Below are 25568 nucleotides of genomic sequence, written 5' to 3'. Positions count from 1 at the left end.
TTATCCCCTTTGCGGTTGCCAGCGACTTAAAGAACGGGTAATGGTCACCACCAGGCAATCCAGAATGAAGGCCAGCGCAATGCACAGCACAATCCCGGCGATAATCGGGGTAAGGAATTGAAGCTGAAACCCCTGGGTAAACAGCGAACCTAGCTGCGGCGCGCCAATCAGCGCGGCAACCGACACAATGCTGACATTAGAAACCACGGCCACGCGCAGCCCGGAACCAATCACCGGCACAGCGAGCGGCAGGTCGATCTGCAAAAATTGCTGAAGCGGTTTGTACCCCAACGCGAAAGCTGACTGGCGGGTATCTTCGGCAACGGAATCCAGCCCGTCGCACACGGTTCTTACCAGCAGCGCAAAGCTGTAAATGGTCAGCGCCACGACCACGTTGATCGGGTCGAGAATTTGCGTATTCAGCAGCGGTGGCAACAGTACGAACAGCGCCAGCGAAGGAATGGTGTACAGCAAGCCGAACAGGTTCAGGATGATACCTTTCACTTTCGGCAGGTTGTTCACTGCCCAGCCCACCGGGATCGCCAGCAGCAGGCCGATCAGGATCGGCGTAATCGACAAATAGCAGTGCCAGAGCAGCAGGCTGAGGATCCTGTCGCTTTGCCCCCACAGCCAGTCAACTCTCATAGCGCCTCCTGCGTTAGCGATTTGCAGGCATCCAGTACATTTTCCAGCGCCAGCGATCCCTGCGGGACAAGTTGTTCATCCACCACCACGGCGCGGTGACAGGGAGAACTGAGTGCCGAATCCAGCAACTGACGCAGCGTGCCGCCCTGTGGAGAAAACGTCGCGCCGAGGTTCACGTTTTCCGGCGCTATCACCGTTACCTGCTGATGCGTGTCAAACCAGCCGCAAGCTTTGCCCTGTTGCGTCACCAGCAGCCAACGTTGTGCGCTGATATTTCGTGCCTGCGCAAGTGTCGCGCCTATTTCGATAGCCGGTTCCGCCTGCAATGCCGTCAGCGGCGCGGAGGTATGGAAACTGAGTTTGCGATAACCGCGGTCGCGGCCAATGAAATCGGCAACGAATTCGCTCTGTGGCGCATTCAGTAATTCGCCCGGCGTCGCCAGTTGCGCCAGCTTGCCGCCAGGTTTCAGCACCGCAACACAATCACCAAGTTTCATCGCTTCATCAATATCGTGCGTGACCATAATGATGGTCTTGCTGACCTCTTTCTGAATGCGCAGAAACTCTTCCTGCAACTGTTCACGCACAACGGGATCAACGGCGCTGAAGGGTTCGTCCATCAGCATAAATTCCGGGTCGGCAGCCAGCGCACGCGCCACGCCGACGCGCTGCTGTTGTCCGCCGGAGAGCTGCCACGGGTAGCGTTTTGCCAGTTGCGGTGCCAGACCAACCACTTCCAGTAATTCCGCCGCTCTGGCCCTGGCTTTGCTTTTCGCCGCGCCATTAAGGATGGCGGTAGTGGCAATGTTATCGATGATGGTTTTATGCGGGAACAACCCGGCATTCTGGATCACGTAACCAATACGGCGACGCAGCTGTACGACATCCATCTGCGCGGTGGATTCGCCATTGAGCAAAATCGTACCGGAAGAGGGTTCCACTAGCCGGTTGATCATGCGTAATGAGGTCGTTTTTCCGCAACCTGACGGCCCCACCAGCACAGTAATTTTGCCTCCTGGCGCGACAAGGCTCAGGCCATCGACCACGACGGTACCGTCGTGGTAATGCTTGGTCACATTGTTGAAAGTAATCATCGTTACGCCTTATGGTCATCATTTGCCGCCCCTTTGTGACAGCAATGCAAAATACTTTATGTATATCCTTGTATGTACAACCTGCAAACCATGTGCCATAACGTAATCGCAACATTTATCACTAAAATAAAAACGCTTAAAAAACAATAAAATAATTACATTAAGTTAATGAAATCAGTATAAACCTGCGGATTTCCCCGGCCTTACCGCTCCACCAGCTCACTTTAAAAAAGCGCACAAACGCACTAAAAACGATCGTTTTTCTGTCGTTAAGCACAATAACGGTGCACAAAAGCGCGCTAAAATCCTTTACCTCAGCACCATGGAAACAGCGATTAATAACAACATCATGTTTTATATGAAAAATAAATAAATAGATTAAAGTGGCACCATATGTGCTTATCATGTATATACAAGACGTATACAACAGCATCGCAACGTCAGTAAGCATTTATTCGGCTATCAAACAAAGAAGGTAAACCGCATGAGTAGTGAATTATCCCGTTATCGTGATGTTGAGATCAGAGCGCCGCGCGGCACAACATTGAATGCGAAAAGCTGGCTGACCGAAGCGCCGCTGCGCATGCTGATGAATAATCTTGATCCCGAAGTCGCGGAAAACCCGAAAGAGCTGGTGGTTTACGGTGGGATTGGACGGGCTGCACGTAACTGGGAGTGCTTTGACAAAATGGTTGAAGCGCTGAAGGAGCTTAACGATGACGAAACGCTGCTGGTTCAGTCCGGCAAGCCGGTCGGCGTGTTTAAAACCCACAGCAATGCCCCACGCGTACTGATCGCTAACTCCAACCTGGTTCCCCACTGGGCCAACTGGGAGCACTTCAACGAGCTGGACGCCAAAGGGCTGGCGATGTACGGCCAGATGACTGCAGGCTCCTGGATCTATATCGGCAGCCAGGGGATCGTTCAGGGTACATATGAAACCTTCGTCGAAGCGGGCCGCCAGCACTATGACGGTTCGCTGGTTGGCCGCTGGGTACTGACCGCTGGTCTGGGCGGCATGGGCGGCGCGCAGCCGCTGGCCGCCACGCTGGCGGGCGCCTGCTCGCTGAACATTGAGTGTCAGCAATCTCGTATTGATTTCCGCCTGCGTACCGGGTATGTGGATGAGCAGGCAACGGATCTGGACGATGCGCTGGCGCGTATCGAACGCTACACCCGCGAAGGCAAAGCCATCTCTGTTGCGCTGCACGGCAATGCGGCAGAAGTCTTACCGGAACTGGTTAAACGTGGTGTGCGTCCGGATATCGTGACCGATCAGACCAGCGCCCACGATCCGCTGAATGGCTATCTGCCGATTGGCTGGCAGTGGGAAGACTATCGCGAACGCGCGAAGAGTGAACCCGCAGTAGTGAGTCAGGCGGCGAAAGCCTCAATGGCGGAGCACGTTAAAGCGATGCTCGCCTTCCAGCAGCAGGGCATTCCGACCTTCGATTACGGCAACAACATTCGCCAGATGGCGAAAGAGATGGGCGTCAGCAACGCCTTCGATTTTCCGGGTTTTGTGCCCGCCTATATTCGCCCGCTCTTCTGCCGCGGTATCGGGCCATTCCGCTGGGCCGCGCTCTCCGGCGATCCAGAGGATATCTATCGCACCGATGAAAAGGTAAAAGAGCTGATCGCGGATGATGCGCATCTGCACCGCTGGCTGGATATGGCGAAAGAGCGCATCAGTTTCCAGGGCTTACCTGCGCGTATTTGCTGGGTTGGTCTGGGGCAGCGCGCTCGCCTGGGGCTGGCGTTTAACGAAATGGTGCGTAGCGGCGAAGTCTCCGCACCGATTGTCATTGGCCGCGATCACCTGGACTCCGGCTCCGTTGCCAGCCCGAACCGCGAAACCGAAGCGATGAAAGATGGATCCGATGCCGTTTCCGACTGGCCTTTGCTCAATGCGTTGCTTAATACCGCCAGCGGCGCAACCTGGGTTTCCCTGCACCACGGTGGCGGCGTCGGCATGGGCTTCTCACAGCATTCAGGGATGGTTATCGTCTGCGATGGTACGGATGAAGCGGCAGAACGTATTGCCCGTGTACTGCATAACGATCCGGCGACGGGCGTGATGCGCCATGCCGATGCAGGCTATGATTCAGCTGTCGCCTGTGCCAAAGAGCACGGCCTTAACTTGCCGATGATTTCAAAGTAAAACCGGCGGCGCGGTGATGGCCGCGCCGAACCATGACGGGAGAACGCGGATGCGCATTTTATGGCGTCACTGCCAGATTGCCACGATGGAAGCGGGCAAATACAACCTGATCCCTCGCGGCGCACTGATCACCGACGGGCCGCAGATTTCATGGTTGGGCGAAGAGGGAACGCAGCCGGACAATGTAGTCGATCGTGAAGTGGATTTGCAGGGACGGCTGGTTACGCCTGGGTTGATCGATTGCCATAGCCATAGCGTGTTTGGCGGCGATCGCAGCCAGGAGTTTGAGATGCGACTCAACGGCGCGAGCTACGCGGAAATCGCCGCAGCAGGCGGCGGCATTATCAGTACCGTCAATGCCACCCGCAAGGCCAGCCAGCAACAACTGCTGGAAAGCGCCCGCAAGCGCATTGACGCACTGCGCAAAGACGGCGTTACAGCGCTTGAGATCAAATCCGGTTACGGCCTCAGCTTTGCTGATGAAAGCAAAATGTTGCAGGTGATTCGCGCGCTTGACGCAGAAATGCCGCTCACTATCTTCAGTACCTGTCTCGCAGCGCATGCTTTGCCAGGCGAGTATCAGGGGCGCGCTGACGACTACATCGACGAGATTTGCCAGCACTGGCTGCCCGTCTGGCACGCACAAGGACTGGTCGATGCAGTCGATGCTTTTTGTGAACATCTGGCCTTTTCGCCGCAGCAAGTGGAGCGGGTTTTCCACAAAGCGCAGCAGCTTGGCTTACCGGTAAAACTGCATGCCGAACAGCTTTCTCTGCTGCACGGCGCAGGGCTGGCCGCCCGCTACAATGCGCTTTCCGCCGATCATCTCGAGTATTTGTGCGAAGAAGATATCGTGCTGATGGCGCAGCACGGCACCACGGCCGTTCTGCTGCCGGGCGCTTTTTACTTTTTACGCGAGAGCCAGCAGCCACCGGTGGCGCTACTGCGTCAGTACCAAGTGCCGATGGCCATTTCCAGCGATCTGAACCCCGGTACCTCGCCCGTATTATCTCTGCGCCTGATGATGAATATGGCCTGCACGTTGTTCCGTCTGACGCCTGAAGAAGCGCTGGCGGGAGTGACCTGTCATGCCGCCCGCGCATTAGGCATCAGCGAACGCTGCGGTACGCTACAGGCGGGTAAAGAGGCCAGCTTTGTCGCGTGGGATGTGGCTCATCCGGCAGAACTCAGCTACTGGCTGGGAGGAACACTGTCAAAACAGGTGATTTATCAGGGGGAGGAAGTTTGGCGTGACTAACGGATTCGAATTACATCAGGGCCGGCTACCGCTACTGGTCAGCATGCCCCATCCTGGTACGCAGCTTACACCGGAAATAGCCAGCAGCCTCACCGCACGGGCGCTGCGACTGGAGGACACGGACTGGCATATTCCGCTGCTGTATCAGCCGATTCGCGAGCTTGGCGCCAGCGTGCTGAGCGCTAATTATTCCCGCTATATGGTGGATTTAAACCGCCCGGCAGATGACAAACCGTTATACAGCACGGCGACCACCGGTCTGTTTCCGGACACATTTTTTGACGGCGAACCGCTGTTCGAAGCGGGCAAAGCGCCGGATGACGCCACGAAAAACGCTATTTTGCATAATGTATGGCAGCCTTATCACCAGGCACTGGCGCAGGAACTGGCGCGGTTGCGCGACACTTTCGGCTACGCGCTACTGTGGGATGCGCACTCCATCAAATCGGTGGTTCCGCGTTTGTTTGACGGCAAACTCCCGGATTTGAACTTCGGCACTGCCGATGGCGCAAGCTGTGCGCCAGAACTCAGCGCCGCATTACTGGACTGCTGCGAGGCATTTCCGCACTACACGAAAGTGCTCAACGGCCGCTTCAAAGGCGGGTATATCACCCGCCATTACGGCGCACCGCAACAGAACATCCATGCGATACAACTGGAAGTGGCGCAATGCTGCTACATGGATGAAACGAGTTTTGCTTTCTCCGAAGAGAAGAGTAAAGATTTCCGCCAGCTACTGAATACACTGATCATTACCGCGCTCAACTGGAGTAAGCAACAACTGCCCCGTTAACACAAAAAGGGATGCGCAAGCATCCCTTAAATATATGTGCATAAAAAAGAAAACCGAGATAGCCATTTAGGTAGAAGCATTCAATAAAGGCTCCAGTGAACTTTTCGTGTAGTGCTACAGAGATGAGAAACGGATGGTTCCCCGAGCGAGCTTTTTTACGTTCGAATGACGGTATTCGTTACCGTGTATTTGAGCCTATATTTCCAGACACCGTTTATCACTTAACCCATTACTGGCACGACGCCTGCCCCTGACACCAAAAGCACGATGCGGCCTTATTAGGCCGCCGTAATTTTCATAACAGGAAAATTTATTAAATTTCAAAGGCTGAACTCGTCATATTCGAACTCTACAGGGGAGACCAGCAATACCGCTATCTTCATCAGCAAGACACTATTCCCGGCAGCAATGTCGTCAAATGACGCGCCTCCAGCAGCGCAATCGCACGTTCAATATCCGGGGCGAAATAACGGTCTTTCTCATAATGCGTAACCTGCTCGCGCAGCAGATGGCGTGCCTGTTCCAGTAGCGGGCTGCTGGTTAAACCTTCGCGCATATCCAGCCCCTGACAGGCGGCCAGCCACTCAACGGCAATGACGCCACGCGTGTTCGCCGCCATCTCCCACAGACGACGCCCGGCAGCCGGTGCCATCGAGACGTGATCTTCCTGGTTTGCCGAGGTAGGCAAACTGTCCACGCTGTGCGGATGCGATAACGCTTTGTTTTCGCTCGCCAAAGCCGCAGCGGTGACCTGGGCAATCATAAAGCCGGAATTGACACCGCCGTTTTTCACGAGGAACGGCGGCAGTTGCGACATATGGCTGTCCATCAGCAGGGCAATGCGGCGCTCCGCAAGCGAACCTATTTCCGCAATCGCCAGTGCAATGTTGTCTGCCGCCATCGCCACTGGCTCCGCGTGGAAATTCCCCCCGGAGATCACTTCATTTTCGGCGGCAAAAACCAGCGGATTATCGGAAACCGCATTCGCTTCGGTTAACAGCACTTCTGCAGCAAAACGCAGCTGCGTCAGGCATGCGCCCATCACCTGCGGCTGGCAGCGCAGGGAGTAAGGATCCTGCACTTTATTGCAGTTGTGGTGAGACTGAGAGATTGCGCTGTCATCGGTTAACACATGGCGATATAACGCTGCTGCGTCCATCTGCCCGCGCTGACCGCGGACATCATGAATACGTGCATCGAAGGGACGACGCGAACCGAGTGCCGCTTCAGTGGTTAGCGCACCGCAAACCACAGCGGATGCGAACAGATCTTCGGCTTCAAAAAGGCCACGCAAAGCAAACGCGGTCGACGTTTGCGTGCCGTTCAGCAGCGCCAGCCCCTCTTTCGCCGCCAGCGTGATCGGCTCAAGGCCCGCGTTTCTCAGCGCTTCACTCGCCGGTAACCATTCGCCCTGCCAGCGCGCTTTCCCTTCGCCCAGCAGCGTCAGTGACATATGCGCCAAGGGCGCCAGATCACCCGAAGCGCCTACCGAACCTTTCGCCGGGATCCACGGATAAACCCCCGCGTTGACCATTGCCACCAGCATCTGGATCACCTGTAAGCGAATGCCGGAAAAACCGCGCGCCAGGCTGTTGATCTTGAGTACCATAATTAAGCGAACCAGCGCGTCATCCAGCGGTTCGCCAACACCTGCGGCGTGAGACAGCACCAGCGAGCGTTGCAAATTCTCCAGATCTTCCGTCGCGATACGCGTTTGCGCCAGCAAACCGAAGCCCGTGTTGATGCCATAGGCGGTGCGGCCTTCCGCCATAATCGTGTTGACGCAGGCAACGCTCTCATTAATAGCCGCAAACGCGCCATCATCCAGTGAAAGACGAAGAGGCTGGCTGTAGATTTCGCGCAACTGCGCGAGGGTGAGTTGTCCCGGAATAAGGGTGAAATTTTTCATGCTTTGCCCTGCCCCTGCGTTGCAGCAACCATAGGAAGATTGAGTCCCTGCTCTGTGGCGCACTCAATCGCAATCTCATACCCGGCGACAGCATGACGCAGCACGCCGGTTGCCGGATCGTTATGCAGCATGCACGCAATGCGCGCCGCCGCTTCATCGCTGCCATCACAGTCAATCACCATGCCCGCATACTGGGGAAAACCCATCCCCACGCCACCGCCGTGGTGCGCCGAGACCCAAGTCGCGCCGCTTACGGCGTTAAGCAGTGACCAGCCGGATATAGCGTCAGCACCGTAGCGCATCGCTTCGGTTTCATGGTTCGGGCTTGCCAGCGAGCCAGAATCAAGATGGTCGCGCCCAATAATTCCGCCATACACCAGCGCGTTCGGGTTTCCGGCAATATCGGGATCAAGGTTATTCATCGGCATGCGCAGCGGCGCTTCGGCGAGCCAGCTTTTCGCATTCAGACCGTTGGGGGCCTGCTGGCGGTTGAGACTGTGCGGCATCGGTGCTCTCTCCTGAGGACATCTCCTGGACGTGTAAACACATATACTTGCCTATACAATTGCGCGCAAGGCGAGGTTTAACAAAAAAGATACAATTTTATTATAGTGCGCCAGCAATCACGCTTTTGCTGACGCAAAAGATTAAAAGCGAAATGGCGCTGTAAACGGTAACGGTCACCAGGGAAAAGCAGGCTGACGTTGGAGACAATATGCGGGGTTGACCATGTACGGCGGCATATAAGCTGGCAGGGATCGTGCTCTTTGATGTGCAACAGGCGGCACTTACGGCTTCGATGATATGCCAAGGCTATCAACATTTTGTCTGTCACAGGTTGTATAGACATTTATTTGCATAATCTATGAATTGTCAACCCGACGAGGCTTCAGCAGCGGGGACACATACTCAACCGCATTGAAATTTTATTTACCTCTTACTTATCGAACAAAAATAGGTCATTCATCTTCAGTGATGCCTGTTTATCTATTTTTTAAAAATTTAAGACCAACCTAATGGCAATTAAAATTTTTTAAAATAAGAAGTATTAAGTGTCAAATAAACAAGAGTAAGATAAAACGAAAATAAATAAGGAGGGCATATGTTTTCATGGAATAACATCAAAAAGACATTTAAAGAAAAAGTCATCGAAAATGACGAACTCATGGGAAAAATAGCAGGCATAGCGGAAGTTGCGGGCAGAACCATTGTTGCTACAGCCACAAATGCCTTTAAATTTATTATCGAGAAATCCGCCATTACCAGCGCGGAGATGTTTCTTAAAGTCAAAAAGAATCTTGAAAATGAAATAGCGCATCACCCAACCGATGTCTGGCGCAATAAAATAGCTAATGATATCGCGATGCTGCAGGATGCAATCCGAAAAATCCGTAGTGAAATCAATAGCACGGACGATCAGCAACGTCGTAGAAGCTTACAAAATGAGCTGCCATCAAAAGAGCGAGCGCTAAGAGAAAAAGAGCAGATCCGCGCACAAGGAAGCGACCAAAACTATGTCGCACAATGCAAATCTCGCCTCTCTTCACATCTTGGCAAAAAAGAAAACATGCTAACCATGCTGGGAAAAGATCTTCAAAAAAATGAAGAGCAAATAATGAAAGTGGAAGAAGAGATAGCGACAGCCAGCGGGGAAGATAAAGAAAAACTGGAAAACGATCTTTCAGATATTAAATCCCATATTTCGCGCGTCAAATCCCTACAGGCTGAAATTGCACGAATTTAAACTGACACACCGACAGATTACGTAACAGCAAACCTTAGCGATGTTGAGAGGTAAGAACAAATGGCACCAACAATTTACCGGGCAAAATGTCTGGACTGCAAACACGAATGGACCAGCCGCTCTGGTTTTGGTACTCCGGATTACTGCCCGAAATGCCGCAGCCGCCGGATCACCTCAAGCCCAATCGGCTAAACGTAAGAGTTTGCAGTAACGGTTTTAAAGGCAAAGCGCAGGCCTGGCTTGCGCTTTTTTGATAATCGCATCGTACCTCGCAAGTTTTCCTCAACCTCCTCTTCCCTTAGCTGGATTTTTTCGCCGCAGGGTTATGCTTTTCCCGCCTCACTCTCATTTTTTTAGGCATGTCATTGCAGAAACAGGCCGACGCATTTTTCCGACCAAATTGCATAAGTTGTGACCCACTTCAAAAAATTAGCCTTATAATTCAAGCGGAAATGAACCGTTTCAGCAGGCCATTTTTTTCGTCGCTCAATAGCTATTTATTTAGCAGTGAAAGTATTGTGTCGCCAAAGCCCGACACATTGTAAGTTACTAAAATTAAATAGAAAAAAGGCTCTTGTAAGGCCTAAAAATTAAGCGTACATTAGCCCCGTTTGGTGAGGAATTCACCCGAAATTCTGAGATGGAGCTGTGGCCGAAAAAGAGATAATTCTCATTTTCGATTTGGCGTAGTTTCACCTCTCTATACTCAGTCCTGAATGGTCATGAATGCATACTTAGGTGTGCGGAGCGATGAACGTGAAATATTTCTTTATGGGCATTTCGGTGATGGTTATTGTGTGGGCCGGCACATTCGCCCTGATGATCTAACCTGAGCATATCGTGCTGTACAAAAAAGGAGCCAAAAGGCTCCTTTTTTGTTTTCCCGACAACGCTCAGAGTCGTCGGGCAGGCAATACATGTTTATGGTTCCAGATCTTCCGCCGCGCTCTTTTGCGCCGCCGGAAGCAGCCCATCAGCGCGGAACATGGCCTTAATACCGCGTACCGCCTGGCGGATACGATCGCGGTTCTCAATCAGCGCGAAACGCACGTGCGTATCACCATAATCGCCAAAGCCGATACCCGGCGAAACACACACTTTCGCCTCTTTCAGCAGCTTTTTGGCAAACTCCAGCGAGCCCATCGCCGCGTACGGTTCTGGGATTTTCGCCCAGACGTACATCGACGCTTTCGGCATCTCCACCATCCAACCCGCTTCATGCAACCCTTTTACCAGCACATCGCGGCGGCGTTTATACTGGGCGGCAATATCGCGCACACACTGCTGATCCCCTTCCAGCGCGGCAATCGCCGCCACCTGTAACGGCGTAAAGGTGCCGTAATCGTGGTAACTTTTGATACGCGCCAGCGCGTTGACCAGCACCGAATTACCGACCATAAAGCCGATACGCCAGCCCGCCATATTGTAACTTTTCGACAGGGTGAAGAACTCAACGGCGACATCGCGCGCGCCCGGCACTTGCATGATTGACGGCGCTTTCCAGCCATCGTAAACAATGTCGGCGTAGGCCAGGTCGTGAACCACCAGCACATCGTAGCGTTTTGCCAGCGCGACCACTTTTTCGAAGAACTCCAGTTCAACGCACTGTGCCGTCGGATTAGACGGGAAGCCTAAAATCATCATCTTCGGCTTCGGGTAGCTTTCGCGGATGGCGCGCTCCAGTTCATTAAAGAAATCGACACCTTCCACCAGCGGCACAGAACGCACCTGCGCTCCCGCAATCACCGCACCGTAAATATGAATCGGGTAACTCGGGTTCGGCACCAGCACGGTATCACCGTGATCCAGCGTCGCCAGCATCAGATGCGCCAGCCCCTCTTTCGAACCAATGGTGACAATCGCTTCGGTTTCCGGATCAATATCCACCTGGTAACGATCCTGATACCAGCGGGAAATCGCCCGGCGCAGACGCGGAATCCCGCGCGACGTGGAGTAACCGTGCGTATCCGGGCGTTGCGCCACGGTACAAAGTTTCTCAACGATATGCGGCGGCGTCGCGCCATCAGGGTTGCCCATGCTGAAATCAATAATGTCTTCGCCGCGGCGTCGCGCAGCCATTTTCAGTTCAGATGTGATATTAAAAACATACGGGGGGAGACGATCGATACGCGTAAAACGGCGTTCAGGACTGAAGTCAGCCATAGATTCCTCGGATTAACGTTAGCGCCCGGACCGTCCGAGCGACGTCGCCACATTTGCGGCGTGTTTAGAACATAGCCCGAAAAAAATCTCGCTGTCGAGAGGTAAGCGCAAAAATAACGCAACGATATAAAAGAGGAAGGAAAATTTAGGAAAGGGAAAGCAAAATTATCCTCTTATAGAAAAATCCATCATATATTTTAACAATAAAATAAAGATAAAATTACCTTAAAAATTCACTCGTTAGCACAGCGTCACGTCTCTTCTTTCAGCGCTTTTCAATCCCCTTTTGGAAAAGTGGTTTTTCCTCATTCAGCGAATGAATACTGCGGCTGGTCATCTGCGTCGGGGTTTTTTATCATAGCGTTTTGACGCTATTCATATGAGTCCCCCGTGCACGAAATATTCGACATGCTGCTGGCAGTTTTTGACCGAGCGGCGCTAATGCTGATCTGCCTGTTTTTCTTGATCCGCATCCGCCTGTTCCGCGAACTGCTGCATAAAACGGCGCACTCGCCAAAAGAGCTGCTGGGCGTGACGGCCATCTTCTCGATGTTTGCCCTGTTCAGCACCTGGTCCGGTGTACCGGTGGAAGGCTCACTGGTTAACGTGCGTATCATTGCGGTGATGTCTGGGGGGATTTTGTTCGGCCCGTGGGTTGGCATTATCACCGGCGTGATTGCCGGGGTGCACCGCTATCTGATTGATATTGGCGGCGTGACGGCGATCCCCTGCTTTATTACTAGCATTATTGCCGGGGTGATGTCCGGGATGATTAACCGCAAGGTTCCCAAAGCGCAGCACTGGCGCGTGGGTATTATCGGCGGCATGATTTGCGAAAGCCTGACCATGACGCTGGTCGTACTGTGGGCGCCAACCACCGCGCTTGGCCTGGATATTGTCTCCAAAATTGGTGTCCCGATGATCCTCGGTAGCGTCTGCATCGGCTTTATTGTGCTGCTGGTGCAAAGCGTAGAAGGGGAAAAAGAGGCGATTGCCGGTCGTCAGGCGAAGCTGGCGCTGGATATTGCCAATAAAACACTGCCATTGTTTCGCAATGTGAATAGCGAGTCCCTACGCAAAGTATGTGACATCATTCGCCGGGATATCAAAGCCGATGCCGTGGCTATCACCAATACCGACCATGTGCTGGCTTACGTTGGCGTGGGGGAGAATAATTACCGCGACAGCGATGACATTATCAGCCCGACCACTCACCAGGCGATTAACACTGGCGAAATCATCATTAAAAACAATGATGAAGCCCACCGTACGCCCGAAATCCACTCCATGCTGGTGATCCCGCTGCGAGAACAGGGCATTGTGACCGGCACGTTGAAGATCTATTACTGCCACGCACACCAAATCACCTCTTCTTTGCAGGAGATGGCCGTTGGCTTATCGCAGATTATCTCGACACAACTGGAAGTTTCCCGCGCCGAACAGTTGCGGGAAATGGCGAATAAAGCGGAACTGCGCGCCTTGCAAAGCAAGATCAACCCGCATTTCCTGTTTAACGCCCTGAATGCTATCTCATCGTCGATTCGCCTGAATCCGGACACCGCCCGACAGCTCATTTACAATCTGTCGCGTTATCTTCGCTATAACATTGAATTAAAAGATGATGAGCAAATCGATATTAAAAAAGAGCTCTATCAAATCAAAGACTATATCGCCATTGAGCAGGCCCGTTTTGGCGATAAGTTAACGGTGATTTATAACATTGACGAAGACGTCAGTTGCGTGATCCCAAGTCTGCTGATCCAGCCATTGGTCGAAAACGCGATTGTGCATGGCATTCAGCCGTGTAAAGGCAAAGGCGTGGTCACTATCAGCGTGGAAGAGTGTGGCAACCGGGTGCGTATCGCCGTGCGCGACACGGGCAACGGTATCGATCCGCAGATGATTACCCGCGTTGAAGCCGATGAGATGCCCGGCAACAAAATTGGCCTGCTGAATGTGCACCAGCGCGTGAAGTTGCTGTATGGCGAAGGGTTGCATATCCGCCGTTTAACGCCGGGCACGGAGATCGCGTTCTTTGTCCAGCGCCAACCGTCACCTGCCGCATTGTTGCCTTAACAGGAGAGCTCTATGAAAGTCATCATTGTAGAAGATGAGATCCTGGCGCAACAGGAGCTGAGCTGGCTGATTAAAGCGCATAGCCAGATGGAAATTGTCGGCACTTTTGACGATGGCCTCGACGTGCTGAAGTATTTACAGCACAACAAGGTCGACGCCATTTTTCTCGACATCAATATCCCTTCTCTGGATGGCGTATTGCTGGCGCAGAATATCAGCCAGTTCGCCCATAAGCCGTTTATCGTCTTTATTACCGCCTGGAAAGAGCATGCGGTGGAAGCCTTTGAACTGGAAGCGTTCGACTACATCCTGAAACCGTACCAGGAGTCACGCATCATCAGCATGCTGCAAAAACTGGAAACGGCCTGGCAACAACAATCTGGCCCGGTAGCCACCCCGCAGCCACGGGAAAATGCGACCATTAACCTGGTCAAAGACGAGCGCATTATCGTCACCAGTATTCATGATATTTATTATGCGGAAGCGCATGAGAAGATGACGTTCGTCTATACGAAGCGGGAATCTTATGTGATGCCGATGAACATCACCGAGTTTTGCAGCAAACTGCCGGCGGCGCACTTCTTTCGCTGCCACCGCTCTTACTGCGTCAACCTCGATAAAATCCGCGAGATCGAACCCTGGTTTAACAACACCTATATTCTGCGGCTGCGGGACCTGGAGTTTCAGGTGCCCGTCAGCCGCAGCAAAGTTAAAGAGTTTCGTCAGTTAATGAATCTTTAAAGGATGTGTCCCAGCGTCTGGCGCAGATGAGCGCCAGAGCCCAGCAACCCCGGATTGTCATGCACGATCAGAAATACCGGAATATCCTGAACGTAGGATTTAAAACGCCCTTTATCCTCGAAACCGCCGCGAAAACCGGAAGCGGTAAAGAAATCGAGGAAGCGCGGCACAATACCACCTGCAATGTAAACGCCGCCGAAGGTGCCGAGATTGAGCGCGAGGTTGCCGCCAAAGCGCCCCATAATGACGCAAAACAGTGACAATGCGCGACGGCAGTCAATGCAGCTGTCTTCCAGCGCGCGTTCGGTAATATCTTTCGGTTGCAGATTTTCCGGCAGGCGCCCGTCTGATTTGACGATCGCGCGATACAGGTTAACGAGGCCAGGACCGGAGAGCACGCGTTCAGCGGAAACGTGACCGATTTCCGCGCGTAACTCTTCAAGAATAATCCCCTCTTCTTCGCTGTTTGGTGCGAAATCGACATGGCCGCCTTCGCCCGGCAGGCTCACCCAGCGCTTATCCACATGCACCAGATGCGAAACGCCAAGCCCGGTGCCAGCGCCGTAAACGGCGATCGGTTTACCTTCAACTGGAGCAGAACCGCCAAACTGGATGACGTGTTCGGCTTTGAGCATCGGGATCGCCATCGATACGGCGGTGAAATCATTAATGATTTCCAGATGTGCGAAACCGAGGTTTTTCTTCATTTCGGCAATCGAAAACGCCCAGGTGTGATTGGTCATTGCAACCCAATCACCGGTTATTGGGCAGGCGATGGCGATACAGCCGTCTTCCACTTTGACGTCGTGCTCTTCAAGATACACACGCACCACGGCTTCCAGGCTGGGATAATCGAGGCCGGAGTAGGTTTTGGCACGGGAGATGTCACCGCTATCGACATCACACAGCGCTAAGCGCGCATTCGTGCCACCCACGTCTCCCACTAAAGCATACTTTGTCATTCTTTTACGGCTCCGCTAAAGTCAGAATAAATCTTTGGCACACTGTAAATTCAAGGCGCTGTAACAACAATGACCATATCATGAGTGCCCCAGGATTATCGATCTTCGTCACAGATTACTTAAAGGTTTCAGCTCGGTTGCATCCTGAGTTACCGGGCTTCGTTACAAGGATAAAAAGATGCTCCATCCGCGTGCGAGAACACTGCTCTTACTGTCGCTGCCTGCGCTCATTATCGGTGTTGCGTCGAGTCTGATCTTAGCGCTGGTAATGAAAATCGCCGCCCTGCTGCAAACGGTGTTGTGGAACGGTGTACCGTGGCAGCTCGGTATCTCGCCTGATTCCCCTTGGTGGATACTGGTCGTTCTGACACTCACTGGCATTGCGGTTGGTTTGGTTATCCGTTTTAGTGCCGGTCATGGTGGGCCGGATCCGGCGACGGTGCCGCTGATTGGCTCGCCGGTTGCCGTCAACGCGCTGCCGGGGCTGACGCTGGCGATGATCTTCGGTCTGGCGGGCGGCGTAAGTCTTGGCCCGGAGCAACCGGTGATGGTGCTGAATATCGCCCTTGCCGTCGCACTTGGCGCGCGCATTTTCCCGCGTGTTGCACCGCTGGACTGGACAATTCTTGCCTCCGCCGGCACGCTCGGTGCGCTGTTTGGCACACCTGTAGCGGCGGCGCTTATCTTCTCGCAAACCCTGAAAGCCAGCGAAGATGTACCCCTGTGGGATCGCCTGTTCGCGCCGTTGATGGCTGCTGCGGCAGGCGCACTAACTACCAGCCTCTTTTTGCAACCGCATTTCGCACTGCCCATTCCCCATTATCCGCAGATGCACATCGTTGATATTTTTAGCGGCGCGGTCGTGACGCTGTTCGCCATTGCGCTCGGAATGGTGGCGGTTTGGTGTTTACCGCGTCTGCATCAACTAATGCAACGCCTGAACAACCCGGTGCTGGCGTTGGGTATTGGCGGCTTTCTGCTGGGGATTCTGGGCATGATTGGCGGCCACGTTACCTTATTTAAGGGGCTGGATGAGATGCAGCAGCTGGCATTCGCACATACCTATACCGTTACCGATTATCTGCTGTTTGCCCTGGTGAAGCTCGCCGCGCTAGTGATTGCCGCCGCCTGCGGTTTTCGCGGTGGGCGTATATTTCCGGCGGTATTTGTCGGCGTGGCATTAGGTTTAATGTTGCATGAACATGTCGATGCCGTTCCGGCTGCGGTCACCGTATCTTGCGCAGTATTAGGATTGGTGCTGGTGGTGACGCGCGACGGCTGGCTGAGCCTGTTTCTGGCGGCTGTCGTCGTACCGGACACCACCTTGTTGCCGCTGCTGTGTATCGTGATCCTGCCCGCCTGGTTAGTGCTGGCCGGAAAACCAATGATGATTGTCCCCCGGCGCAGTAAGTAACTACTCACTGTTACGCGTTTCCAGCGCATGTGTGACATCACGTAACAGATCCGGTAAATCGGCTTGCGGCAACATCACTTCAATCAGCGCAAGCCGGTGGTGATGCGAGGCGGCTTCCAGTGCCTCCGCCAGTTGCACCGTTTCGCTAACGCGCCAACACTCGGCCTGGCAGTCATGGCTGAGCGCATGCGGAATATGTGTCCAGTTCCAGCGCGCAATATCGTTATAACGCTGATGCGCGCCGTGGATCGCCCGCTCCACTGTGTAGCCATCATTATTGAGTAATAAAATGATTGGTCGCTGCCCGTCACGCAGCATTGACCCCAGCTCCTGAATGGTGAGCTGCGCTGCACCGTCGCCGCTAAGCAGAATCACCCGCCGCTCCGGGCAGGCGGTTTGTGCGCCGAACGCGGCGGGCAAGCAATAGCCAATCGATCCCCACAGCGGCTGCGTCAGCATTTCAACCTCGGCAGGCAGGCGCAGAGACGCCGCGCCAAAGGCTGCGGTTCCCTGATCGGCCAGTAAAATATCACCGGGGCGAATAAAAGCCTGAAGCGTTTGCCAGAATGTGTGCTGGCTCAATGTGCCGGAGTGATATGGGGAACGGGCGGAAGGCTCAGGAACAGGATCGAGCACACAGCGTGGGTTATTGCGACAAACCGAAATCAGGGTATTCACCGCGTCCTGCATCGCAATCCCGCTGAACCACTCTTCCCCTACCCGCGCAGAAAAGGGCTGGATATCAATCGTGCGCGCCGCAGGCAGTTGCTGAGTAAAGCCGGCAGTGATGGTGTCCGTAAAACGCACACCGACACAAATTACCGTATCGGCACTCTCGATTGCCTCACGCACCTGCGGCGGGCTGGCGGCACCGCTGTAAGTGCCAACAAACCCTGGCTGCGTTTCGTCAAACAAGCTTTTACCCATCAACAACGTGGCGTGCGGGATGGGCGAATCCTTCATCCAACACTGCAACATTTTCTGTACACCAAAACGGTGAGCGAGAAAATCCGCCAGGAGTGTTACATGCGGGCTTTCGCTGAGCATCGCCTGCACACGACGGCGAAAACTGTCCAGACGCGCTTCATTGGGCTGAAGTGGCGAAGGCGTGATAACGTTTACAGGCGGCGTCGCCGCCATTTTTGCCACGTCTGCGGGTAACATCAGGTAGCCGGGGCGGGATTCACTGAGCATGGTGCGGATCACGCGGTCAATTTCATAGCAGGCGTTTTGCGCGGTTAACACCGCCTGTGCAGCACTGATAGGTTCATACATGCGCCAGAAATGGCTGAAATCACCGTCTCCCAGTGTGTGGTGCAGCAGTTCACCGCGCTGTTGCACACTGCGACAGGGCGCTCCGACAATTTGCAGCACCGGAACATATTCCGCAAAGCTGCCGGCAACACCGTTAATCGCACTTAACTCCCCCACGCCAAAGGTGGTCAGCAACGCGCCCGCTCCCTGGCAACGCCCGTAACCGTCGGCTGCATAAGCGGCATTCAGTTCATTCGCACAGCCCACCCAATGTACCGCTGGGTGCTGGATAACGTTATCGAGAAACTGCAGGTTGTAGTCGCCAGGTACGCCAAAAAGATGATGAATGCCGCAGCTGGCAAGCCTGTCCAGTAGATAGTCGGCAACTGAATAATCGTTTTGCATTGCGTTGCATCTCCGAATACTGACACTTACCTGAGTATTGGAGAACTGTGATGAGAGTCCAGGATGCGCATCATATCGAAAGTGGAAAGCAAGCTTTACGATACCTGGCGGTGTAAGCTCAATGAATGTAAACGCATACACTGACGCTACGCTGATAAAAAGGAGTAACTGCATGGTTTATCTGGCCGATCCCGCACGCTATGAAAAGATGCGCTATCACCGCTGTGGTGACAGTGGATTAAAACTTCCGGCAATTTCACTCGGGTTGTGGCACAACTTCGGTGATACGACCCTGCTGGAAAACAGCCGCCAGTTGTTGCGGCATGCTTTTGATCTCGGGATTACCCATTTTGATCTGGCCAATAACTACGGGCCGCCGCCAGGCTCCGCAGAGCGCAATTTTGGCCGGATTTTGCAGGAGGATTTCCTGCCCTACCGCGATGAATTAATTATCTCCAGTAAAGCCGGTTATACCATGTGGGACGGCCCTTACGGCGACTGGGGCTCACGTAAGTATCTGATTGCCAGCCTCGACCAGAGCTTGCGCCGCATGGGTCTGGAGTATGTTGATATCTTCTATCACCATCGCCCGGATCCCGAGACGCCGTTGAAGGAAACCATGCGCGCATTGGACCATATTGTGCGCCAGGGCAAAGCCCTGTACGTCGGGCTGTCCAACTACCCGGCGGCGCAGGCGCGCGAAGCTATCGATATTCTTAATGACCTCGGAACGCCGTGTCTTATCCACCAGCCGAAATACTCAATGTTTGAGCGCTGGGTCGAAGCCGAGTTGCTTGATGTGTTGCAGGAAAAAGGCGTCGGCAGTATTGCGTTTTCACCGCTGGCAGGCGGGCAACTGACCGACCGTTATCTGCACGGCATTCCGCCCGATTCCCGCGCCGCCAGCGGCAGCCGTTTTCTCAACCCGGATCAGATCACTGAAGAAAAACTGGCGACCGTTCGCGCCTTGAATACGCTGGCGGAACGGCGCGGACAGAAGCTGTCACAAATGGCGCTGGCTTGGGTGCTGCGCAACGATCGTGTCACGTCGGTGCTGATCGGTGCCAGTAAAATAAGCCAACTTGACGACGCGGTCGGCATGCTGGCAAACCGCGACTTTACCGCCACCGAAAGCGATGAGATTGACGCCATTCTCAGTGGTGCAAAATAACAGCAAATTTAGCAAAAAATGCTGCCATTCATGATTTAGGAGTTCCGCCAATAATACGGGGTTTGGCCGCCCCGTAATATTGTTGTAACAGGCCGTTTCGGCCCGATCGTGAAGGAGAAGAGTATGTTCAGGTCACTGATTCTGGCAGCTGTGTTAATGGCTTCTGCGCCGCTGGTCGCAAATGCTGGCGAAATCACCCTGGTGCCATCTGTGAAATTACAAATTGGCGATCGCGATAATTACGGTAACTACTGGGACGGTGGCCGCTGGCGCGACCGTGACTACTGGGGCCGCAACTATGAGTGGCGCGGCAATCGTTGGTACAGACATGACCGCGGCTGGCATCGCGGCTGGGACAAACACGACGCGTATGAGCGCGGCTACCGTGAAGGCTGGCGCGACCGCGACGATCATCGTGGCCGTGGACACCACCACTAAATCCAAAAAGGAGCGCAAGCGCTCCTTTTTCTTATGCTATTTACAGGCCCACCGCACTGCCGATTAACAACCAGCCATTTAAACTGACCACCAGCACCACAATCACCCAGCCGACCCGTTTAATTAATGTTGTGTTAACTAACTCGCCCATTAATTTGCGGTTGCTGGTGAATATCAGCAGCGGCACCAGCGCCAGCGCGATACCGAAACTGAGCAGTACCTGGCTCATTACCAGGATCTTTGTCGGATCCAGCCCCAGCCAGATAACAATAAACGACGGCATCATGGTGATGGTACGCCGCACCCACAGGGGAATATGAAAACGCACAAATCCCTGCATCACCACCTGCCCAGCTAGCGTCCCCACAACCGTTGAAGAAAGCCCCGCCGCCACCAGGCTAAGACCAAAGATGGTCGCTGCCGCATGGCTTAATAACGGCTCCAGCGTCAGGTACGCCTGGTCGAGATCGGCAACACCGGTATGACCGTTAAAATGGAACGCCGCTGCCGCTGTCGCCATCATCGCCAGGTTCACAAACCCAGCGATAGTCATTGCAATACCGACATCCCATTTTGTAGCGGAGTAACGCTCGCGCTGCGTGCCCTGATGCAGATGCTGTGTCAGAGACGAGTGCAGATAAATGACGTGCGGCATAATGGTTGCGCCCAGTACGCCAGCCGCGAGAAACACCGCTTCGCTACTCGGCAAACTCGGGATCACAATACCTTCGGCCAGCTGAGCCAGTTTCGGCTGAGAAAAAACCAGCTCAACAATATAAGCAGCCGCGACAAACAGCAGCAGGCCACCTATTACCTTCTCCAGCGGTTTTTGCCCCCGCCGTTGTAACATCAAAATCAAGAACGTCGCCACGCCAGTGAGCACCGCACCTTGCAGTAACGAAACGCCGAGGATGAGCTTAAATCCGATGGCGGCACCGATAAATTCGGCCAGATCGGTTGCCATGGCGATGATTTCCGCCTGTACCCAGTAGAACCACACGAGCGGGCGCGGATAGTGATCGCGGATCTGCTCTGCGAGGTTCTTCCCGGTGGCAATCCCCAGTTTGGCGGAAAGCAGCTGGATCAACATCGCCATGATATTGGCCCAGACCACCACCCACAGCAGTTGATAGCCAAAACTGGCACCCGCCTGAATATTGGTGGCGAAGTTGCCCGGGTCGATATAACCAATAGCAGCAATAAACGCCGGTCCCATTAAGGCAAACCGTAGCTTGCGCGCTGCACGCCCATTACTATTCTCAACGCGACTACTGTTCATTTATTGCCCCTAGATATAGCCTTTGCTATGTTTCATGCTACCAAAATGAGAATGATTATCAAGATCATTAAAATGGATTAACCTGATTTCTCTGATAGCCAGAAACGATAGAAGGGTCGGATGTCAAGGATGGTGACGGCGACAACAGCTTTTGCCGCCGCGTTATGTTAAGAGTCTAGCAGCATGACGCAACTTTTCACGCTTTTACTTAACATAACAGAAATGTATGTTGGATCACTAATTTTGAGTCTGGTCACAGGTCATTAATATAGTGTGTGTTTGATCTCGTTTTCTTTTGTCTTGTTACATAGAATGTGCACGAAATTCCTACCCGTCTCATATTTGGAGCAAATATGTCCCGCGTTTTGCACTTTGTCCTGGCGCTTGCTGTTGTGGCGCTGCTTGCCCTGCTCGTAAGCAGCGATCGCAAGAAGATCCGCATTCGTTTTGTTATTCAACTGCTGGTGATTGAAGTTTTACTGGCTTGGTTCTTCCTGAACTCTGATGTCGGCCTCGGCTTCGTTAAAGGCTTCTCAGAGATGTTCGAAAAGCTGCTCGGTTTCGCCAACGAAGGTACCAACTTCGTCTTCGGTAAAATGAATGATGAAGGTCTGGCGTTCTTCTTCCTGAAAGTGCTGTGCCCGATTGTCTTTATTTCCGCTCTGATTGGTATTCTGCAACACATTCGTGTGCTGCCGATCATTATCCGCGCCATCGGTACGGTGCTGTCCAAAGTGAATGGCATGGGCAAACTGGAGTCGTTTAACGCCGTCAGTTCCCTGATTCTGGGGCAATCTGAAAACTTCATTGCCTATAAAGACATCCTCGGCAAAATGTCCCGCAACCGTATGTACACCATGGCAGCGACAGCAATGTCGACTGTTTCGATGTCCATCGTCGGCGCGTACATGACCATGCTCCAGCCGAAATATGTTGTTGCGGCACTGGTGCTGAACATGTTCAGTACCTTTATTGTGCTGTCGATTCTCAACCCGTACCGCGTGGATGAGAGCGAAGAAAACCTGCAAATGGCGAAGCTGCACGAAGGCCAGAGCTTCTTCGAAATGCTGGGTGAATACATTCTGGCGGGCTTCAAAGTTGCCATTATCGTTGCGGCAATGCTGATTGGTTTTATTGCTCTGATTTCTGGCCTGAACGCGCTGTTTGCCGCCGTGCTGGGCATCTCCTTCCAGGGGATTCTGGGCTATATTTTCTACCCGATTGCCTGGGTGCTGGGCGTGCCGGCTCACGAAGCGCTGCAGGTTGCCAGTATCATGGCGACCAAACTGGTTTCTAACGAATTTGTGGCGATGATGGATCTGCAGAAAATCGCGGCGAACCTCTCTCCGCGTTCAGAAGGCATCCTGTCCGTGTTCCTCGTGTCCTTCGCGAACTTCTCGTCTATCGGCATTATCGCTGGTGCAATCAAAGGCCTGAATGAAGAACAAGGTAACGTGGTTTCCCGTTTCGGTCTGAAACTGGTGTATGGCTCCACGCTGGTGAGCGTGCTGTCTGCGGCTATCGCTGCGCTGGTTATCTGATTGTCATAGTCTAAAAAACCGGGGATTTCCCCGGTTTTTTTATTCGGCTTTTGCCAGCGGCTGCGGTTTACCCAGCAAATACCCCTGCAAGTAATCGACGCCAGCATTCAGCAACACTTCGCGCTGCGCTTCATTCTCCACATACTCCGCAACAACAGTCAGCGATTTGGCCTTCGCCAGTTCGCATATCGCTTTGACGATCATCGCGTCCTGCTTGTCCTGCAAAATATCCCGGACAAAACAGCCGTCGATTTTGATGATATCCGCCTGGAGCCCTTTCAAACGTTCAAAGTTGGCATAGCCAGTACCAAAATCATCAATCGCGATTTTGAAGCCCGCCTTTCGCAACTGCTTAATATTATGGATACTGATTTCCGAATTGGAGAAAGCCTGCTCTTCCGTTATCTCGATGATCACCTGCTGCGGCAATACCGCATAGCGTGCAAAAAGTGCCAGAAACTGCGAGGCAAACTCTTTTTGCATCAGGGTGAGTGGCATTAAATTCACCGAAAAACGCGCCGAATCGCCAGGCTGCGGGTGCGCCTGCATCCACTGAAGCAGGCACTCTATAACCTGCATATCAAACCGTGCGCCAAGATTGAACTGGGCAATAACGGGAATAAAAAGATCTGGCGTAATAAATTCTCCATCAACCACCAGCCGTGAGAGGACTTCCTGGTAACCGCGCCCCTCGGCATTCACAATCGGCTGTCCATAGAGGACAATGCCATTTTCATTGAGCGCACGTTTCACCTTGTTCAGCTGTAACACGCGCTCCGTGGTCTGATCGGTAACCACTTGCAGGCTGTTTGTCAGCGCCAGTACCTGGTGCTCCGCACTTGCCTGCTCTGAAAGCCAGCTTAACTGGCCCAACGTCTGGTGCAGTTCTTCACCCGAGCCCTGCAACTCACCCCAGGAAGCACCAAACTCAATATCCAGAGCAGCATTGTTCCAGCAAATGCGGCGGCTGTTCAGGTAATCCAGCATATGATGTAAACGCGCCAGGATTTCTGGCCCATCGAGTAACAATAAAAGCTCACTACCGGGAAGCTGGAAAAAGCGTTCTCCCTCCAGTAGTAAGGGCTGAAGCTCACGCGTCACGCTGCGTTTGACATGTACACGCATCATCATGCCGAAATGGCGGCTGAGAAATTCCAGGTTTTTCATATGCAGACAGCACACGATGCCATTAGGCTGCTGCTCCATCTGCTGTTCCAGCGCACGCAGGTTGGGCAGGCCCGTTAATGGATCGCTCATCGCCTGCACCTCCCAGCGCGCTTTCAACCACTCGCTACGGTTAAAAACGCGCATCATATAAAGCATGCAGATGGTAAAGCTGATAAAAACGGACATGACAAATGCCAGTGAATAATCGGAACGCACACCATGTAGGAAATTATCGTTGTATGCCAGTAGCATAAACGCCGCAATATCCCAACTTAATAACAACAACGTTGAACTTAACTTGCTGATGCCAAAGGTGAAAAGAATAAAAACAATAGGCACTAAATAGCCAGCAATATAATCATTTTTATATGGAATACACAAAATAGTAACAATAACGACCAGCGAAAAAATCCAACCTAATATAAATACACGATTCTTTTTTGAAAAACACCGTTCAATGCTTCTTAACCATAATGCACGGGCAAATCGTGGATTGATGATCATCCGTAAAAAGTAATAGGCACACGTGGTAAAAATAATCGCAGAGCAAATCAAGCTTTGAATATCGATGATAGAATAAATAACTGATGCAGGGCCAAAATAATTAGACAAACTAAACGGATAATTAAACCAAACGCCAGCAGTATACATCGAAATTTTTATACCTATGGGGGCAATAACACCTAACCACAGGATACGAGTGCCCATGTCTTTAGCTCTGTTTGTCAGGCTATACCGCCAGCGGGAGCCCAGTTGCCAGCGAACCACACCGCAGAACAGAAACACAAAAAACAACTGACAAAACAAAAGTACTGCTGCCTCGGCAGAAGATAAATGAAAAAAAGCCTCATTTACCAGAGCAAAACCAATAATAACAGGCAGTATTCCGTGTCGTCCGAATAAAAAAATTATTGCCAGCGCTACACTCAACGGTAACCAGGCAAGATAAACCTCACTGGCATCAACAAGAGTGCGTGGGGAAATAAAGCGTGAAACCGGAATAGCCACCAGGCATAAAATTAACGCGAGGAAGAATTTTCTTACCGCACTGTATTTACTGTATTTCATCAGCGTTAATTAAATGCTCCCAACTGGTCAAAAAATGAGTCGCCGAGATGATAGATTCATTCATAGTACGAATCAAGCTATCAGAGGCTCGAATAACGCGCATTACTGCCGCCTTACCGGGCATATGCTTATTTAGGTATAGCAGAAAGAATTTGGTAAAAGAGGAAGATAAAAACAAAAACCCCCGCGTAAACGCGAGGGTTTGAATTTTGGTGGAGCTAAGCGGGATCGAACCGCTGACCTCTTGCATGCCATGCAAGCGCTCTCCCAGCTGAGCTATAGCCC

The 25568-nt window shown here is 52.8% G+C and carries 20 protein-coding genes and 3 pseudogenes; 12 read left to right on the top strand and 11 right to left on the bottom strand.

All coding sequences use genetic code 11. From position 1 onward, the window contains the following. Together ACFX4O_RS17470 and ACFX4O_RS17465 are read right to left on the bottom strand one after the other, a co-directional pair. Nucleotides 1-645 carry an ABC transporter permease gene (locus ACFX4O_RS17470; RefSeq protein WP_131406743.1) on the bottom strand — a complete coding sequence of 215 codons (645 nt, stop codon included), beginning with the start codon at nt 643-645 and terminating at the stop codon, nt 1-3. Then, on the bottom strand, nt 642-1739 hold the full coding sequence (locus ACFX4O_RS17465; RefSeq protein WP_380210501.1) for an ABC transporter ATP-binding protein: 1098 nt from the start codon (nt 1737-1739) through the stop codon (nt 642-644). The genes ACFX4O_RS17470 and ACFX4O_RS17465 overlap by 4 nt, the downstream gene beginning before the upstream one ends. A gap of 484 nt (nt 1740-2223) precedes the next feature. Here ACFX4O_RS17465 and hutU point away from each other — a divergent pair, with 484 nt between their 5' ends. The 3 genes from hutU to hutG are packed head-to-tail and all read left to right on the top strand — an operon-like array spanning nt 2224 to nt 5951. Continuing rightward, nucleotides 2224-3900 (top strand): urocanate hydratase, encoded by a 1677-nt coding sequence (gene hutU / locus ACFX4O_RS17460; RefSeq protein ID WP_131406739.1) that lies wholly within the window; start codon nt 2224-2226, stop codon nt 3898-3900. Between the two features lie 49 nt (nt 3901-3949). Beyond that, nucleotides 3950-5158, top strand: coding sequence for an imidazolonepropionase (hutI, locus tag ACFX4O_RS17455; protein ID WP_380210498.1), 1209 nt, complete (start codon nt 3950-3952; stop codon nt 5156-5158). After that, nucleotides 5151-5951, top strand: a complete 801-nt coding sequence (gene hutG, locus ACFX4O_RS17450; RefSeq protein WP_380210496.1) for an N-formylglutamate deformylase — start codon at nt 5151-5153, stop codon at nt 5949-5951. The genes hutI and hutG overlap by 8 nt, the downstream gene beginning before the upstream one ends. Before the next feature lie 382 nt (nt 5952-6333). Here hutG and hutH read toward each other — a convergent pair whose 3' ends face one another. The 4 genes and pseudogenes from hutH to ACFX4O_RS17430 all read right to left on the bottom strand — a co-directional run. Further along, nucleotides 6334-7860, bottom strand: coding sequence for a histidine ammonia-lyase (gene hutH / locus ACFX4O_RS17445; RefSeq protein ID WP_380210494.1), 1527 nt, complete (start codon nt 7858-7860; stop codon nt 6334-6336). After that, a pseudogene (locus ACFX4O_RS17440) lies at nt 7857-8225 on the bottom strand (urocanate hydratase); the annotation flags it as partial. The gene hutH and the pseudogene ACFX4O_RS17440, both read right to left, overlap by 4 nt. 3 nt (nt 8226-8228) lie before the next feature. After that, nucleotides 8229-8366 (bottom strand): annotated as a pseudogene (locus ACFX4O_RS17435) (hypothetical protein); the annotation flags it as partial. A gap of 149 nt (nt 8367-8515) precedes the next feature. After that, nucleotides 8516-8647: pseudogene (locus ACFX4O_RS17430) on the bottom strand (histidine utilization repressor); the annotation flags it as partial. A 315-nt stretch (nt 8648-8962) separates the two neighbouring features. Here ACFX4O_RS17430 and ACFX4O_RS17425 point away from each other — a divergent pair. From ACFX4O_RS17425 to ypdK, 3 genes are all read left to right on the top strand, one after another. After that, the gene (locus ACFX4O_RS17425; RefSeq protein WP_380210492.1) at nt 8963-9604 is read left to right on the top strand and encodes a hypothetical protein; all 642 of its coding nucleotides are present in this window, start codon (nt 8963-8965) and stop codon (nt 9602-9604) included. Nucleotides 9605-9664: 60 nt separating this feature from the next. Further along, entirely contained in the window at nt 9665-9796 is a 132-nt protein-coding gene (locus ACFX4O_RS17420; RefSeq protein WP_165501869.1) for a hydrogenase maturation nickel metallochaperone HypA, read from the top strand. A gap of 564 nt (nt 9797-10360) precedes the next feature. After that, nucleotides 10361-10432 (top strand): membrane protein YpdK, encoded by a 72-nt coding sequence (gene ypdK / locus ACFX4O_RS17415; protein ID WP_099458783.1) that lies wholly within the window; start codon nt 10361-10363, stop codon nt 10430-10432. A gap of 93 nt (nt 10433-10525) precedes the next feature. Here the strand turns inward: ypdK and alaC are convergent, their stop codons facing one another. Continuing rightward, nucleotides 10526-11767 (bottom strand): alanine transaminase, encoded by a 1242-nt coding sequence (gene alaC / locus ACFX4O_RS17410; protein ID WP_380210490.1) that lies wholly within the window; start codon nt 11765-11767, stop codon nt 10526-10528. A 390-nt stretch (nt 11768-12157) separates the two neighbouring features. Here alaC and ACFX4O_RS17405 point away from each other — a divergent pair, with 390 nt between their 5' ends. Both ACFX4O_RS17405 and ACFX4O_RS17400 read left to right on the top strand, forming a co-directional pair. Next, nucleotides 12158-13843: a LytS/YhcK type 5TM receptor domain-containing protein gene (locus tag ACFX4O_RS17405; protein ID WP_380210488.1), complete on the top strand. Its 1686-nt coding sequence runs from the start codon at nt 12158-12160 to the stop codon at nt 13841-13843. Between the two features lie 12 nt (nt 13844-13855). Continuing rightward, on the top strand, nt 13856-14584 hold the full coding sequence (locus ACFX4O_RS17400) for a LytTR family DNA-binding domain-containing protein (RefSeq protein WP_131406721.1): 729 nt from the start codon (nt 13856-13858) through the stop codon (nt 14582-14584). Here the strand turns inward: ACFX4O_RS17400 and glk are convergent. After that, nucleotides 14581-15546, bottom strand: coding sequence for a glucokinase (gene glk, locus ACFX4O_RS17395; protein ID WP_131406719.1), 966 nt, complete (start codon nt 15544-15546; stop codon nt 14581-14583). The genes ACFX4O_RS17400 and glk overlap by 4 nt on opposite strands. A gap of 178 nt (nt 15547-15724) precedes the next feature. On the opposite strand from glk, the gene ACFX4O_RS17390 reads away from it, so the two are divergent. Then, nucleotides 15725-16960, top strand: a complete 1236-nt coding sequence (locus ACFX4O_RS17390) for an ion channel protein (RefSeq protein WP_380210486.1) — start codon at nt 15725-15727, stop codon at nt 16958-16960. Here the strand turns inward: ACFX4O_RS17390 and ACFX4O_RS17385 are convergent, their stop codons facing one another. Continuing rightward, complete coding sequence (locus tag ACFX4O_RS17385; RefSeq protein WP_380210484.1) at nt 16961-18619, bottom strand: alpha-keto acid decarboxylase family protein; 1659 nt, start codon at nt 18617-18619, stop codon at nt 16961-16963. It abuts the gene before it with no gap. Between the two features lie 172 nt (nt 18620-18791). Here ACFX4O_RS17385 and mgrA point away from each other — a divergent pair, with 172 nt between their 5' ends. Further along, nucleotides 18792-19790: an L-glyceraldehyde 3-phosphate reductase gene (gene mgrA / locus ACFX4O_RS17380; protein ID WP_131406713.1), complete on the top strand. Its 999-nt coding sequence runs from the start codon at nt 18792-18794 to the stop codon at nt 19788-19790. Nucleotides 19791-19913: 123 nt separating this feature from the next. Further along, the gene (locus tag ACFX4O_RS17375) at nt 19914-20228 is read left to right on the top strand and encodes a DUF2502 domain-containing protein (protein ID WP_380210482.1); all 315 of its coding nucleotides are present in this window, start codon (nt 19914-19916) and stop codon (nt 20226-20228) included. Between the two features lie 40 nt (nt 20229-20268). On the opposite strand, the gene ACFX4O_RS17370 is transcribed toward ACFX4O_RS17375, so the two are convergent. Further along, complete coding sequence (locus ACFX4O_RS17370; protein WP_131406709.1) at nt 20269-21507, bottom strand: Nramp family divalent metal transporter; 1239 nt, start codon at nt 21505-21507, stop codon at nt 20269-20271. A 353-nt stretch (nt 21508-21860) separates the two neighbouring features. Here ACFX4O_RS17370 and ACFX4O_RS17365 point away from each other — a divergent pair, with 353 nt between their 5' ends. Further along, nucleotides 21861-23048, top strand: coding sequence for a NupC/NupG family nucleoside CNT transporter (locus tag ACFX4O_RS17365; protein ID WP_131406707.1), 1188 nt, complete (start codon nt 21861-21863; stop codon nt 23046-23048). A gap of 39 nt (nt 23049-23087) precedes the next feature. Here the strand turns inward: ACFX4O_RS17365 and ACFX4O_RS17360 are convergent, their stop codons facing one another. After that, a complete protein-coding gene (locus tag ACFX4O_RS17360; protein WP_380210479.1) occupies nt 23088-25283 on the bottom strand; it encodes an EAL domain-containing protein in 2196 nt (731 codons plus the stop codon). Nucleotides 25284-25568 lie beyond the last annotated feature (285 nt).

It is taken from the genome of Kosakonia sp. YIM B13571, assembly GCF_042788095.1.
Lineage (GTDB): Bacteria > Pseudomonadota > Gammaproteobacteria > Enterobacterales > Enterobacteriaceae > Kosakonia > Kosakonia quasisacchari.
Note: the sequence above shows the minus strand (reverse complement) of the source record. Positions and strands in the feature narration are given on the sequence as shown.